At 35.5% G+C, this 13,481-nt stretch carries 15 protein-coding genes and 1 rRNA gene; 1 reads left to right on the top strand and 15 read right to left on the bottom strand.

Features of this window, described 5'->3' with window-relative positions; translation table 11 throughout:
- Positions 1 to 29 precede the first annotated feature (29 nt).
- The 5 genes from rsmA to metG form a co-directional block, all read right to left on the bottom strand.
- Entirely contained in the window at positions 30 to 905 is an 876-nt protein-coding gene (gene rsmA / locus LRP84_RS18160; RefSeq protein WP_230576363.1) for a 16S rRNA (adenine(1518)-N(6)/adenine(1519)-N(6))-dimethyltransferase RsmA, read from the bottom strand.
- The gene (gene rnmV, locus LRP84_RS18155) at positions 902 to 1,459 is read right to left on the bottom strand and encodes a ribonuclease M5 (protein ID WP_098305002.1); all 558 of its coding nucleotides are present in this window, start codon (positions 1,457 to 1,459) and stop codon (positions 902 to 904) included. The genes rsmA and rnmV overlap by 4 nt, the downstream gene beginning before the upstream one ends.
- Before the next feature lie 125 nt (positions 1,460 to 1,584).
- A complete protein-coding gene (locus LRP84_RS18150; RefSeq protein WP_230576362.1) occupies positions 1,585 to 2,781 on the bottom strand; it encodes a resuscitation-promoting factor in 1,197 nt (398 codons plus the stop codon).
- A 146-nt stretch (positions 2,782 to 2,927) separates the two neighbouring features.
- Complete coding sequence (locus tag LRP84_RS18145; RefSeq protein WP_230576361.1) at positions 2,928 to 3,695, bottom strand: TatD family hydrolase; 768 nt, start codon at positions 3,693 to 3,695, stop codon at positions 2,928 to 2,930.
- 178 nt (positions 3,696 to 3,873) lie between these two features.
- Positions 3,874 to 5,856: a methionine--tRNA ligase gene (gene metG / locus LRP84_RS18140; protein ID WP_230576360.1), complete on the bottom strand. Its 1,983-nt coding sequence runs from the start codon at positions 5,854 to 5,856 to the stop codon at positions 3,874 to 3,876.
- A gap of 367 nt (positions 5,857 to 6,223) precedes the next feature.
- Here metG and abrB point away from each other — a divergent pair, with 367 nt between their 5' ends.
- On the top strand, positions 6,224 to 6,508 hold the full coding sequence (abrB, locus tag LRP84_RS18135) for a transition state genes transcriptional regulator AbrB (RefSeq protein WP_230576359.1): 285 nt from the start codon (positions 6,224 to 6,226) through the stop codon (positions 6,506 to 6,508).
- A gap of 28 nt (positions 6,509 to 6,536) precedes the next feature.
- On the opposite strand, the gene rsmI is transcribed toward abrB, so the two are convergent.
- The 10 genes from rsmI to rrf all read right to left on the bottom strand — a co-directional run.
- Positions 6,537 to 7,403: a 16S rRNA (cytidine(1402)-2'-O)-methyltransferase gene (rsmI, locus tag LRP84_RS18130; protein WP_230576358.1), complete on the bottom strand. Its 867-nt coding sequence runs from the start codon at positions 7,401 to 7,403 to the stop codon at positions 6,537 to 6,539.
- Entirely contained in the window at positions 7,372 to 7,662 is a 291-nt protein-coding gene (locus LRP84_RS18125) for a GIY-YIG nuclease family protein (protein WP_230576357.1), read from the bottom strand. The genes rsmI and LRP84_RS18125 overlap by 32 nt, the downstream gene beginning before the upstream one ends.
- Positions 7,649 to 8,389 (bottom strand): tRNA1(Val) (adenine(37)-N6)-methyltransferase, encoded by a 741-nt coding sequence (locus LRP84_RS18120; protein WP_230576356.1) that lies wholly within the window; start codon positions 8,387 to 8,389, stop codon positions 7,649 to 7,651. The genes LRP84_RS18125 and LRP84_RS18120 overlap by 14 nt, the downstream gene beginning before the upstream one ends.
- Positions 8,390 to 8,535: 146 nt before the next feature.
- Positions 8,536 to 8,886, bottom strand: a complete 351-nt coding sequence (gene yabA, locus LRP84_RS18115) for a DNA replication initiation control protein YabA (protein WP_230576355.1) — start codon at positions 8,884 to 8,886, stop codon at positions 8,536 to 8,538.
- Between the two features lie 14 nt (positions 8,887 to 8,900).
- Entirely contained in the window at positions 8,901 to 9,728 is an 828-nt protein-coding gene (locus tag LRP84_RS18110; RefSeq protein WP_230576354.1) for a PSP1 domain-containing protein, read from the bottom strand.
- Between the two features lie 4 nt (positions 9,729 to 9,732).
- On the bottom strand, positions 9,733 to 10,716 hold the full coding sequence (gene holB / locus LRP84_RS18105; RefSeq protein ID WP_230576353.1) for a DNA polymerase III subunit delta': 984 nt from the start codon (positions 10,714 to 10,716) through the stop codon (positions 9,733 to 9,735).
- Positions 10,717 to 10,748: 32 nt separating this feature from the next.
- Positions 10,749 to 11,375: a dTMP kinase gene (gene tmk, locus LRP84_RS18100; protein WP_230576352.1), complete on the bottom strand. Its 627-nt coding sequence runs from the start codon at positions 11,373 to 11,375 to the stop codon at positions 10,749 to 10,751.
- 18 nt (positions 11,376 to 11,393) lie between these two features.
- Entirely contained in the window at positions 11,394 to 12,803 is a 1,410-nt protein-coding gene (locus tag LRP84_RS18095; protein ID WP_230576351.1) for an aminotransferase class I/II-fold pyridoxal phosphate-dependent enzyme, read from the bottom strand.
- A gap of 82 nt (positions 12,804 to 12,885) precedes the next feature.
- Positions 12,886 to 13,071, bottom strand: a complete 186-nt coding sequence (locus LRP84_RS18090; protein ID WP_230576350.1) for a sigma factor G inhibitor Gin — start codon at positions 13,069 to 13,071, stop codon at positions 12,886 to 12,888.
- 311 nt (positions 13,072 to 13,382) lie between these two features.
- Positions 13,383 to 13,481 (bottom strand): 5S ribosomal RNA (gene rrf / locus LRP84_RS18085); the annotation flags it as partial.

Below are 13,481 nucleotides of genomic sequence, written 5' to 3'. Positions count from 1 at the left end.
AAAAAAGGCAGCTCAGAACGAGCTACCTTTTACATTTTATATGAAAATAAAGCGTTACTTAGCTTTGCAAACTCTTCAATTGATAATGTTTCTCCTCTTCGTTTCGGATCAATTTCAACTTCTGCTAATATACGCTCAAGTAATATTTTATCCTTTGGAAAACCATTTAAGTTATTAGATAAGTTATTCATTAATGTTTTACGTCGCTGTGCAAAGCTAGCTCTCACCACCTCAAAGAAGAATGCTTCATCCTTTACCTCTACAAGTGGCTTTGGACGTCTTAATAAACGAATAACTGCTGAATCTACATTTGGCTGTGGTACAAATACTGTACGCGGAACCGTCATCACTGTTTCAGGTTCTGTATAATATTGAATGGCAATTGATAATGAACCATAATCCTTTGTTCCTGGACGAGCTGCTAAACGATCAGCTACTTCTTTTTGCATCATGACCACAAAACCACGCACTGGTAATTGTTCTTCTAATAACTTAAATAAAATTGGTGTTGTCACATAGTATGGCAAGTTTGCTACTACCATTACATCTTGGCCTTCTTCAAAACGCTCTTGAAATACTGCATTTACATCAGCTTTTAAAATGTCCTTATTGATTACCGTTACGTTATTATAAGGCGCTAATGTCTCTTCCAAAATAGGTAAAAGACGTTGATCAATTTCAAACGCTACAACTTTCTTAGCACGTTTTGCCAATTGCTCTGTTAACGCTCCAATACCAGGCCCAATCTCAATTGCCCCACTCTCAGATCCAATTTCCGCGTGATCCACAATACGATTTAGCACATTTGTATCAATTAAAAAGTTTTGCCCTAAACTCTTTTTAAATGAAAATCCATACTTTTCAACAATATCTTTCGTACGATTTGGTGTTGCGATATCTTTCATTTCTTTTCCTCCTGTAATACTTGCTCATACGCTTTTGCAAAATCCTGCTTTGAAATTTGGAACATTTGCAAACGTTTATGTAACTGTTTTGCATTTGTATAACCGATCTTTAATAGCTTACCCATTCGTTCTCTGCGACTTTTTGCTTTTTCTCCGCCAACGAGTCCTGCTTCTACTAAGTCAATCCAATCAATTTCGCTCGTGTATGCTTCCATCTCCCCGTGTAAATTTTCTAAAGCGCGTCGAATAGATTCATTAGAAGCATGCTCAATTCCCACACCCTTCTTCCGCTTCGCTAATGCTTCTTCTTTCGGTAAAAAGGCGTGTTTACACCCTGGTACTTTCTCAGAAATAATTTTACGAATACGCTCTCCTGGGTAATCGGGATCTGTAAAAATAATCACACCTCGTGTTTGCTGCGCCAATTTCACCTGTTCAATAACATGATCTCCAATTGCTGAACCGTTCGTTTCAATTGTATCTGCATCTACTGCACGCTTAACGGCAACCGTATCATCCTTACCTTCTACAACAATTATTTCTTTAATCTTCATAACTTCCTCCACACTCATTTCACATCTCTAATTAGTAAAACAAAAAAACGCCTACTTTTCCATTATTATTTTCCTATTAATACAATTTAAAAAGCAGAGGAGAAAAAATCCCTCTGCTTACAATATTATTGTAACACTTTAATTTTCACCTGTTTTCTTCCCCAAGAATATGCTTGTGATTCCGTTGGCATAAGAACATCGATACGATTTCCTTTAATCGCTCCGCCCGTATCACCAGCAACTGCATATCCGTATCCTTCTACCCATACCCTTGTTCCGAGCGGAATAACCCTCGGATCCACTGCAATTAATTTCATATCGGGATTTGCCATATAATTATAGCCTCCTGCACTTACACCCTCGCAGCCCCCACAGTACGGAGAATATGCTGTTGCTTGTACATAAAATTCTTTGACAGCTACACCTTCTTCACCATCTGAAGTATGCTCTTCTTCTTTTTTTGTACCAACAGCTACAATACGATTTTTCACTTCTTGCACCACTTCTTCTTTCTGCAAGTTTCTTGAGACTTCATTTCCATCCTCTTTTACAACTTCAAATATTTTCTTCTTTTTTCCCTCTATTCCTTCTTGAATTACTTTTTCAGCTCCCGTTAAGAGTGAAGAATCTTCTTGTCTTACTTCCGTAAAGGGAATTGGTTCTTCCACTGCATCGCTGACTTTTTCTACTCGAGTTACCTTGACCTTCATATTTTGCTGCATCACTTCCTGCAAAGCGGGTTCCACTTTATCTATTTCACTTAGTGACACTTGTCGTTCTTTCAAAAAGTCAGCGACAGTAGTCGAAGTTGACCATACTTGCTGCTCTTGATCGCTAACAGTTAACGTAACCGGGAACGCTTTTTGAATCATGACTTTTTTCGTACCCTCTAAATCTGTATGCAAACTAGGATATATTTTATCATGTTCATTAATTTCAATATGTTCTTCTACTAACAAATCTTTTACTGTCTTTGCTGTTGATTGTGCTTGTTTCTCTTTCCCATCGACCATAATCATAAATGGTCTTGCTTTTTCTACAATTACCTTCATTTCACCCTTAATTTTTGTAGAAAGTGCTGGATATATATGATCTTTTTCTGTTACTTGAATCCCTTCGTCTTGTAACAACTCGCTTACAGTATTTGCATGCGTATAAATTTCTTGTTTCTTTCCATCCACTTCAATAACTATTTTATCCGTTGTCCCTGCATAAGCTACGGTCCCAACAGATCCTGAAATGATTAATGCACTCGTAAATTTCACTGCTAATTTTTTGCTCGCTTCTAACCTGGATAATAAGTTCCTTGCATTTACAATCACAATAAAGTGCCCCCTTTGTCCCTGTCTAGATCAGAATTACTGAATCTCATTCTCCTACTATTTCAAGTAGTATTACTCATCCGAAGATAAACATAGGTGAAGGAAGAAAGAAAAAGTAAGAGGAGGAATTCCTCCTCTACTTCTCATTATTGAATGCCGAATAGTCTTTTTGCATTTTCTGTTGTTTTTACCGCTACTTCTTCATAAGATAATCCTTTTAATTTTGCAATTTCCTCCGCAACAAGCTTTACGTAGCTCGGTTCATTTCGTTTTCCACGAAACGGATGAGGAGTTAAATACGGACAATCTGTTTCGATTAAAAGTTGTTCCATTGAAATTTCCATCGCAACTTCTTTTGGTTTCTTTGCATTTTTAAAAGTTACTGGCCCGCCTAATGAAATAAGGAAATTCATATCAATACACTGTTTTGCAACTTCAACACTACCGCTAAAACAATGCATAATTCCTCCTACTTCAGATGCGTTTTCTTCTTTTAAAATATCTACGATGTCTTGCGTTGCGTCGCGATTATGTATGATGATTGGTAATTTTACCTTTCTCGCTAGTCTAATCTGTTTACGAAATACTTCCTTTTGCACATCTTCCGGAGATTTGTCCCAGTGATAATCTAAACCCATTTCACCAAGTGCAACAACTTTTGGATGATTTGCTAACTCTTCTAACCATTTTAGGTGCTCTTCTGTCATATCAATTGCATCAACAGGATGCCAACCAACAGCTGCATAAATAAAGTCATACGTTTCTGCTAATTCGATTGCCTTTTTGATTGTCACTTCATCAAAACCAACTACAACTGTATAAGAAACACCAGCTTCTTTCATTCTTGTAATTACTTCCTGTAAATCCTCTTCAAATTGCTCTGCATTTAAATGTGAATGTGTATCAAACAACATAACAATAACTCCTTTTATTTGAAATAAATTCTATCATAGGTAAAAATTACTTTCCTAACAACGTAATAACAACCATATTACAATTTTGATACAAAAAAGGAAATTTTAGAAAGATTTTCGACAAGAAAAAAGATGCTTCACGAATGTTACACGTGAAACATCTCTCATTTTGTCGTTATTACTTAATTTTTGTACCATTTGGTAAGTTTTGATCGACTGTTGCTAACGATAATTTTCCGTTTTCTTCGCCTGCCAAAATCATACCTTGTGATAATTCACCACGTAGTTTTACCGGTTTTAAGTTTGTAACACAAATGACCTTTTTCCCTTTTAATTCTTCTGGAGAATAAAATTTAGCAATTCCAGATACAACTTGTCGTTTTTCTGTGCCTAAATCAAGTTGTATCTTTAACAGCTTGTCCGCTTTTTTCACAGGTTCTGCATCTAACACTTCTGCTACACGTAGATCTACTTTAAAGAAATCGTCAATTGTAATTTCTTCTGCCTCTGGCTCCGCTTCTTTCTTTTCTTCTACTTTTGGAGCAGAACCTTTCATTTGTTCTTTAATATATTCCACTTCTACTTCTACTTCTAAACGTGGGAATACAGGCTGCCCTTTCGCAACTTTTGTGCCAGTTGGAATGCAACCAACTGTAGAAAGGCTGTTCCAAGTTTTATATTCTTCATCTGTAATCCCAATTTGTTCAAAGATTTTTCCTGGTGTTTCCGTTAAGAATGGCATTAACATAATTGCTGTTTGACGAAGTGCTTCTGCAAGATGCGCCATAACAGAAGCGAGTTTCTCACGATCACTTTCATTTTTTGCTAATACCCAAGGTTGTGTTTCATCTATATATTTATTTGTACGGCTAACAAATTGCCAAATTGTGCTTAGCGCTACCGAAAACTCCATGTTTTCCATTGAAGCTTCTACTTTTTGCAATGTATCTTTTGCAAATGTTACTAAAGCTTCATCAAATTCTGTTACATTTGCTTTGTAGGCTGGAATTTCTCCTCCAAAATATTTATCAATCATTGCTACTGTACGATTTAATAAATTTCCTAAATCATTCGCAAGATCGAAGTTAATACGCTCAACAAATCCCTCTGGTGTAAATACGCCATCTGATCCAAATGGTACTTCACGAAGTAGGTAGTAACGAAGTGCATCTAGACCGTAACGATTAATTAATGTGACAGGATCTACTACATTTCCTTTTGATTTACTCATTTTTCCGTCTTTCATTAAAATCCAACCATGTGCAAATACTTTTTTCGGAAGTGGTAAATCAAGAGCCATTAAAATAATTGGCCAATAAATTGTATGGAAACGAACAATTTCTTTTCCTACTAAATGAACATCTGCTGGCCAATATTTTTTATACTTTTCTTCATTCGCTGTTCCGTAACCTAATGCCGTAATATAGTTAGATAAGGCATCTACCCACACGTAAATAACATGCTTCGGATTACCCGGCACACGAACACCCCAGTCAAAGGAAGTACGAGAAACAGCTAAATCTTCTAATCCTGGTTTAATAAAATTATTAATCATTTCATTTTTGCGTGATTCTGGTTGAATGAAGTGTGGATTATCTTCATAGAACTTTAATAGTCGATCTACATATTTCCCCATTCTAAAGAAATATGATTCTTCACGAACAAGTTCTACTGGATGACCACTATCTGGGCTCTTTCCACCAATTACTTTTCCATTTTCCATCAATGGGTCAACAAGTTGATGCTCTGTATAGAATGTTTCATCTTGTACAGAATACCAACCTTCATATTCATCAAGATAAATATCACCTTGATCAACAAGTTGCTTAAAGATTTTTTCTACAACTTCTTTATGACGATCTTCTGTTGTACGGATAAAATCATCATAAGAAATATCCATTTTATTCCACAATTCTTTAATTCCTGCTACAATGTTATCAACATACGCTTGTGGTGTAACATTTAATTCTTCTGCTTTCTTTTGAATCTTTTGTCCATGTTCATCAGTGCCTGTTAAATAGTAGACATCATATCCTTGCATACGTTTATAGCGTGCCATCGCATCTCCCGCTACCGTCGTATAAGCATGTCCAATGTGAAGTTTTCCACTTGGATAATAAATCGGAGTTGTAATGTAAAAGGTCTTATTTTCCTCTGTCATTGTTTTGAACCTCCCAAATGACCTCATATGTATTTATAAACAGTATATCAAAAACTTACGTATAAAGACGAGTGAATGCTCTATATCTTTATCATCTATTACTCATATTAAGAAAAAATATACATTTTAACACTTCGGAATTATCAATAAAATCAAGATAATAAAATAAATCTCTCTATACATCTATTATTTTTTAGTATATATAATAAGTAGATGCGAAAATCTACAAAACTTTTATAAATTTTACAATTAAAGAATTGACGGAAATGTCAATGATTGGTATCATATGTGCATAGGGTATTTTGTCGAAAAATGACGAATTCAAATAGATGTACAAACTTGCAAAATATGAGGAGGAGAAACAAATATGAAATCTACTGGTATCGTTCGTAAAGTTGATGAATTAGGCCGCGTTGTAATTCCAATTGAATTACGCCGCACACTAGGTATTGCAGAAAAGGATGCTCTTGAAATCTACGTTGATGATGAGAAAATTATCTTGAAAAAATATAAGCCAAACATGACTTGCCAAGTAACTGGTGAAGTTTCTGATAGTAACCTTTCATTAGCTGAAGGTAAAATCATTTTAAGCCCAGAAGGCGCAGAGCAAATCTTAAAAGAATTACAACATTTCATCGCAGCAGCAAAATAAAGCTTCTCTAATAGAGAAGCTTTATTTTTTAAACATGGTATGCTTGATATACATCTCGCTTCGACATATTTCGATCTTTTGCAACTATTTTAATTGCTTCTTTAGACGAAAGACCTTTCTCCTCTATGTAGTATTCAACATGTCCCTCAACAGTTAACGTTTCCCACCACACTTCTTCATCTGCCGCTTCTTCCGTAGAGCCTTCTACTAGAACACAAAACTCTCCGCGTACTTCATTTTCCTTTGCCCAATGAATGACTTCCTCTAAGGAACCACGAATAAATTCTTCAAATTTCTTCGTAAGCTCACGACACAATACAACATTTCTATTCCCTAACACATCTTTCATAGAAATTAATGTTTCTCCTAATCGATGTGGCGCTTCATAAAACATCATTGTATTTGGAATATAACGTAACTTCTCTAATTCTGCTTTACGCTCTTTTTTATGTCTCTGTAAAAATCCATAGAAATAAAAGTGCTTTGTCTCTAATCCAGAGGCAATTAATGCTGTAAGCGCAGCATTTGGACCAGGAAGAGGCACAACTGAATACTGCCGCTCTACTGCTTGTACAACGATGTCATAACCAGGATCCGAAATACATGGCATACCTGCATCACTGACAAGTGCTACCGTTTTTCCTTGTTCTAACATATCTAAAATTTTTCGACCGCTCACTTCTTTATTATGTTCATGATAACTCATTACCGGTGTTTCAATTTCAAAATAATTACATAGTTTTCTCGTTTGCCTTGTATCTTCTGCTGCAATAAAGTCCGCTTCTTTTAATATACGAATTGCACGAAATGTCATATCTTCTAAATTTCCAATTGGAGTTGGAACTAAATATAATGTTCCTCTTTCATTCATTTGAAAGCTTTTTTGCTGCCACATAATAGTCTCCTTTTTGTATATACTCATCTTTTTGTTTCCGTTTTAACTGCTTAAAACGATATTCTGCCTGCATTGCAGTCCTTTTGTCTTCATAAGTTTCAAAGTATTTTAACCTAACAGGACGCCTTGCTCTTGTATAGCGTGCTCCTTTTCCGCTATTATGAGCTTTAATTCGCTTCTCTAAATGGTTTGTATATCCCGCATAGTAGCTCCCATCAGCACATTCAACAACATAAAAATAATGCTTATTCTGCTCCATATAAAATCGTGTTCATTTCTTTCGTATATTCGTTATTATCTTCATATACAAAAAGAGGTGGCAAAATTTTCAAATCAGCATTCCCATCTTTAATACCTTCAATTAATAACGTATTGGCTTCTTTACCTACTTTTGGATATACAAATTGGAGGCGTTTTGGTTCAATCTTATATTTTCTCATAAGCGTTACAATATCAAGTAAACGACCAGGACGATGTACAAAAGCCACTTTTCCCCCTTGCTTAACAAGTTGGCTGCTAACACATACAACGTCTTCTAACGTACACATAATTTCGTGACGAGCAATCGCTAAATGCTCGTTAAAATTTTGTTCAGAAGGTTTTGGTGTTTGAAAGTATGGTGGATTGCATGTAACAACATCAAACTGATGCCGCCCTATTTGCTCCGGCATATGCTTTAAATCACCATGAATAAGCTGTATTCTCTCTTCTAAATCATTATATTGAACACTTCTAACACCCATGTTGTAAATACGCTCTTGTATTTCAACCCCTGTAATCTTCCCTTTCGTACGGGAACTTAATAAAAGAGGAATCACTGCATTTCCTGTGCACAAATCTAATATATTCCCTTTCTGAATTGGCATCCACACAAAGTTTGCTAATAATACTGCATCTAATGAAAAATTAAATACTGACGGACTTTGAATAATTTTCATATCTTTTGATAGTAAATAATCTAAACGTTCATCTCCATACAACTGCATATATTTCTTTCCTTCCTTATCATTCAAGCTTATTTTAACAGACGTTAAGACAATCTATGCTATGTTCATAATAGTCTAATCTGTTTTACTTATATTTTGGTTATACGTACAAAAAATTACCTTTCCAATTTATTGGAAAGGTAATTTTATTTTTTATTTAAAAATGATAAACAGAATAAACAATCCCCTTCTTTACGTACACTTCCATAATGCAAATTGCAAATATGAAAACCCTCTTGATACAGACGTGCCAAATTGTCATATCCTTCACCGATATCTATCTTAGGCTTTATCTCTTTTCGTTTATTCGACTTTTGTTTCTGCTTATTCTGAATTTCTTCAAAACGCTTTCGCAAATTTTCATTTTCCATTTTAATATGTTGGTTTTCTTCAAGTAGCTCTGCGAGATGCTGCTTTAACTCTCCCAACTGTTTATAGAGATATCCAATTTGCTCTTCCATACTGGAAACCGCTGCAAAAATATCTTTTTTCTCCACAAGCACCCACCTCATTAATCTGTGGTTTGACTCGAAACGACCCCTTTATTTATTAATTCATCTAACGTATATTCTACTATCCGTTCCTTGTCTACTAATTCCACTTGAATTAATCTTTCTAAAATATTTAATCCGATTACACGACCAAGACCATGCGGTGTTTGTATTTTTTCATCTAAATCTGGAAGCTGCTCTTTTGCTGCTTCATATTCATCATTTTCATACTTTAAACAACACATCAGTCGACCACATAATCCAGAGATTTTCGCAGGATTTAATGATAAATTTTGATCTTTTGCCATTTTAATGGATACAGGTTCAAAATCCCCTAAAAAAGTAGAACAGCAAAGCATTCGGCCGCATGGACCAATACCGCCAAGCATTTTTGCTTCATCACGAACACCAATCTGCCTTAACTCGATTCTTGTCCGAAAAATAGCCGCTAAGTCTTTTACAAGCTCACGAAAATCAATACGACCGTCCGCCGTAAAATAAAAAATAACCTTATTGCGATCAAATGTATATTCCACGTCAACAAGTTTCATATCAAGATCATGCTCGATTACTTTTTGCTGACAAACTTGATATGCTTCTTTTGCTGCACGTTTATTTTCCTCAACAATTGTACGATCATTTTCATCTGCAATACGAATGACTTTCTTTAATGGGAGTACAACATCATTTTCATCGACTTGTTTCTTCGTGATGACAACTTTCCCATATTCGATTCCCCGTACTGTTTCCACGATCGCAAATTCATTTTCTGAGATATCAAATTGATTTGGATCAAAGTAATACACTTTTCCGGCCTTCTTAAAACGAACACCTACTACATCATACAAACGGTCATCCCTCCTGCAACCGCAACACTAACTGTTCGAACACAAGCTGCGCATTTACATTAGCGTTGATTCTATTTTTTGCTTCTAATATATTGAAAAGAGCCGATACAATGCGCTTTTGAGAATAGGAAAAAGATTGGAATAAACCTTTTTGGTCTTGAAAAACTAGACGATCTTCTTCTCCCAATTGAACATATAATAAATCCTTATAAATAAGGAGCAACATATCTAATCCTAACTGTAATTGTTCTTTCTCTCCAAAATGCTTCACCCACTTCTCCTGTACAAAAAAAAGAGACGTGGTATCTTTCTCTAGGGCTTCACATAATTTTATCACTAAAGTTCGTGCTTGTGCAAACCATTCATCACCGCAAAGCGATAACGCCTCATCAAAACTATTTGTAAGTTCAGCCGCAAGATTCCCTAAAGAAACACTTACTTCCTCCCTTTGTAACCGATTTACCAGAGCATCTTTTGGAAGAGAGCGAAATGTAACAATTTGACATCGTGATAAAATGGTACTTAAAATTTGATGACTTTGCTCCGTTAATAAAATAGCTGTTGTATCACTGCTCGGTTCTTCTAAAAATTTAAGCAATGTATTCGCAGCGTTTGTCGTCATCTTATCTGCATGCTCAATAATATATATTTTTTTAGTTGCTTCAAGACCGGTTTTAGAAAACTCTTCTTGTAATTCGTGAATTTGCTGTTTCTTAATTGATAGTCCATCTGGTGTAACCGTATATACGTTTGGGTGATTACCCGAATTAATACGTCGGCAATTCGTACATGTATGACAAGGTTCTACTCCATTTCGCTGCAAACAAAGAAAACTTTTCGCCATTTGCATAGCTGTTTCAAGCTTTCCTGTTCCTTTTGGCCCTTCTAACAAATAAGCGTGGGATATACGCTCTTTTGCAATACTATTCATTAACATTTTTACAACAATGGGTTGTATAAGAGACAGTTGTTCCCACGTCTTCATCATGTTTCATACCTCACTTTTTATGCTTTCTTCTATTATAACAACTTTTGTTCAATAAGCTGAGTAACTTCTTTTATAACAGCGTCCATTGGTTGATCTGCATTTACAACGACGATACGATCTGCAAATCGATCTACTAATTGTAAATATCCTTCACGAACCCGTTTATGAAATTCCATGCTTTCTAAATCTAAGCGATTCACTTCCCTATTACCATCTTTTCTAATGCGTGCTAGTCCAACCTCTGGCTCAATATCTAAATAAATGGTAATATCAGGCATGCAATCTTCTGTCGCAAAACGATTAATTTCAAATACCTTATCAACGCCAAGGCCCCTTGCATATCCTTGGTAAGCAAGAGAGCTATCAATAAAACGATCGCATATTACAATACAATTATCTTCTAAAGCTGGCATGACTTTTTCTACTAGATGTTGTCTCCGTGCTGCAGCATATAGCAACGCTTCTGTACGTGCTTCCATCATTGTATGCTCTTTTTTATGTAAAATTGTACGAATTTCTTCTGAAATCTTAATACCACCTGGTTCTCGTGTTGCCACTACTTTTTGTTCCTTCTTCTCAAAGTATGGCAATAATTTTGTAATTAGTGTAGATTTTCCTGATCCTTCTGGTCCTTCAATTGTTACAAACAATCCCTTCATCTATAAAAACCTCTTTCTCTATATATCATATACAGTAATATTTTTTGTATTTCCTTGAAAACGTGCACCAGTCTCTTCTAAATAAGAAATTTGATTTATATGCTCTAACGTAATTTCCTCTCCATACATGAGCAACGGGATTCCTGGTGGATACGGTATAATCATATCGGCCGCAATCATGCCTAATGCCTCTTCTAATGGTACAATTTTTTTCTTATACTTCTCCAACTCCTTATATGTAAATGATAAAGAAGATAAACTTTCTTTATAAGGATAACGAATACGCGGCTTACTATCTTCTACATCGTATGAGCATAGTGCACCTTGTAGCTTATCGATTACTTTTATATAATCTTCATTTACTTGGAGCGGTAAAATAAGTAAAACATTATATGGATCTGCCATTTCAACATACATACCGATCTCTTCAAATACACGTTGTAATTCATATCCTGAGAGCTTACAGCGTGTTTGCACTGTTACTTTTAATGAATCTTGTATTGGATAGTCTAAAACAGCAAATTGTGGAATACGATTTAACGCTTTACGCATTTGCTGAGTAAATGTAGAAATCTCCTTACAACCTTCTTCTTTTATCTTCGCTAAGGCAAAACGGGCTATATCTAATGAAGTCATTATCGGATAAGACGGACTACTAGATTGCAATATATTTAAATACGAAGAAACTTTTTCTTCATCAACGAGAGCGCTATTTACATGTAAGTATGAGCCCATTGTCATTGCTGGTAATGTTTTATGTGCCGAGTGAACAACGATATCGGCTCCATATGCAAGTGCCGATTTTGGAAAAGGTTCTCCAACACAAAAATGTGCTCCATGTGCCTCATCTACTAAAACAGGAATACGATGTGCATGTGCTAATGCAACGCTCTTTTCTAAATCTACGCCCATACCATAATAATTTGGATGCGTTAAAATAAGAGCTTTCGCTTGCGGATATTTTTGAATTGCAGCTTCAATCACTTCATAAGGAACACCCACCGGTACACCATATTCTTCATCAATCCATGGCGCTAGAAAGACAGGACGTGCCCCAGCTAATTTAAGACCATTCATAATAGATTTATGAGCATTTCTTTGTACAAGAACAGTATCATATTCATTACAGCATGCTAACAGCATAGCTAAATTTCCAACGGTTGAACCATTAATTAAAAAATAACTTTTTTGTACTTCATATAACTCTGCTAATAATTGCTGTGCTTCTTCTATACATTCAAATGGACTATGAAGATCATCAAGCCCAGTAAGCTCTGTTACATCAATAGAAAGTATATCATGAAAATACTCCTGTGCTTCATGTGGAAAATTCGCTCCATTTTTATGACCTGGAACATGAAAGGATACTGGCTTCTTACTTACAAAAGTCTTTAATGCTTCATATAAGGGCATTTTTCTTTGATCCATACTCACTCTTCCTTATTATTCATTCTCTCTACATTATACCGAGATTTGTACAAAAAAAATAATAGGCAAATATGCCTATTTTCTAACGCGATACTTGTATCTTTCTCAATTGCTGTAAATAAAACATATACTTCGGATCATTTGTACTTGTTTCTATCATTTCTCGCTCACATGATTCACATATGAAACTCGTATACAAATGAATTCCACTATCCTTCTTATCTTCACACACAATACAAGTCTCTTCTTTTGTTGTAACGTACCCCATATATTCGCCTATTTATCGTAGTCTATCTAACCATCATTATATAAAACTAGACAAGCGATAATTAGACCCTTCCTCCCCTCTATACGAAATGAAACAATACATTTATAAGCGTTAACACTTTTTAAAAATATATACGTCCTTTAACACTTTTAGTGTATGAATCATTTCTAGGCAAAGTGTCTGTCTGAGAAATAGTTGAATCAACCTGCCCTTATAAGCGACACCTCATCTATTTCTTAAGAGCAAATCTTACTACCCGAGAATAGCGGAGTAAAAATAAAAAGACGAGTCCAATGACTCGTCTTTCGTTTGCCTGGCAACGTCCTACTCTCACAGGGACAAGGTCCCAACTACCATCGGCGCTAGAGAGCTTAACTTCCGTGTTCGGTATGGGAACGGGTGTGACCTCT

The organism is Bacillus rhizoplanae, from assembly GCF_917563915.1.
Classification (GTDB): domain Bacteria; phylum Bacillota; class Bacilli; order Bacillales; family Bacillaceae_G; genus Bacillus_A; species Bacillus_A rhizoplanae.
Note: the sequence above shows the minus strand (reverse complement) of the source record. Positions and strands in the feature narration are given on the sequence as shown.

Excerpts from the sequence above, each read along its gene's own strand:
- rsmA (WP_230576363.1), bottom strand. The coding sequence starts at position 905 with ATGAAAGATATCGCAACACCAAATCGTACGAAAGATATTGTTGAAAAG.
- rnmV (WP_098305002.1), bottom strand. The coding sequence starts at position 1,459 with ATGAAGATTAAAGAAATAATTGTTGTAGAAGGTAAGGATGATACGGTT.
- LRP84_RS18145 (WP_230576361.1), bottom strand. The coding sequence starts at position 3,695 with ATGTTGTTTGATACACATTCACATTTAAATGCAGAGCAATTTGAAGAG.
- metG (WP_230576360.1), bottom strand. The coding sequence starts at position 5,856 with ATGACAGAGGAAAATAAGACCTTTTACATTACAACTCCGATTTATTAT.
- abrB (WP_230576359.1), top strand. The coding sequence starts at position 6,224 with ATGAAATCTACTGGTATCGTTCGTAAAGTTGATGAATTAGGCCGCGTT.
- rsmI (WP_230576358.1), bottom strand. The coding sequence starts at position 7,403 with ATGTGGCAGCAAAAAAGCTTTCAAATGAATGAAAGAGGAACATTATAT.
- LRP84_RS18125 (WP_230576357.1), bottom strand. The coding sequence starts at position 7,662 with ATGGAGCAGAATAAGCATTATTTTTATGTTGTTGAATGTGCTGATGGG.
- LRP84_RS18120 (WP_230576356.1), bottom strand. The coding sequence starts at position 8,389 with ATGCAGTTGTATGGAGATGAACGTTTAGATTATTTACTATCAAAAGAT.
- holB (WP_230576353.1), bottom strand. The coding sequence starts at position 10,716 with ATGATGAAGACGTGGGAACAACTGTCTCTTATACAACCCATTGTTGTA.
- tmk (WP_230576352.1), bottom strand. The coding sequence starts at position 11,375 with ATGAAGGGATTGTTTGTAACAATTGAAGGACCAGAAGGATCAGGAAAA.
- LRP84_RS18095 (WP_230576351.1), bottom strand. The coding sequence starts at position 12,803 with ATGGATCAAAGAAAAATGCCCTTATATGAAGCATTAAAGACTTTTGTA.
- LRP84_RS18090 (WP_230576350.1), bottom strand. The coding sequence starts at position 13,071 with ATGGGGTACGTTACAACAAAAGAAGAGACTTGTATTGTGTGTGAAGAT.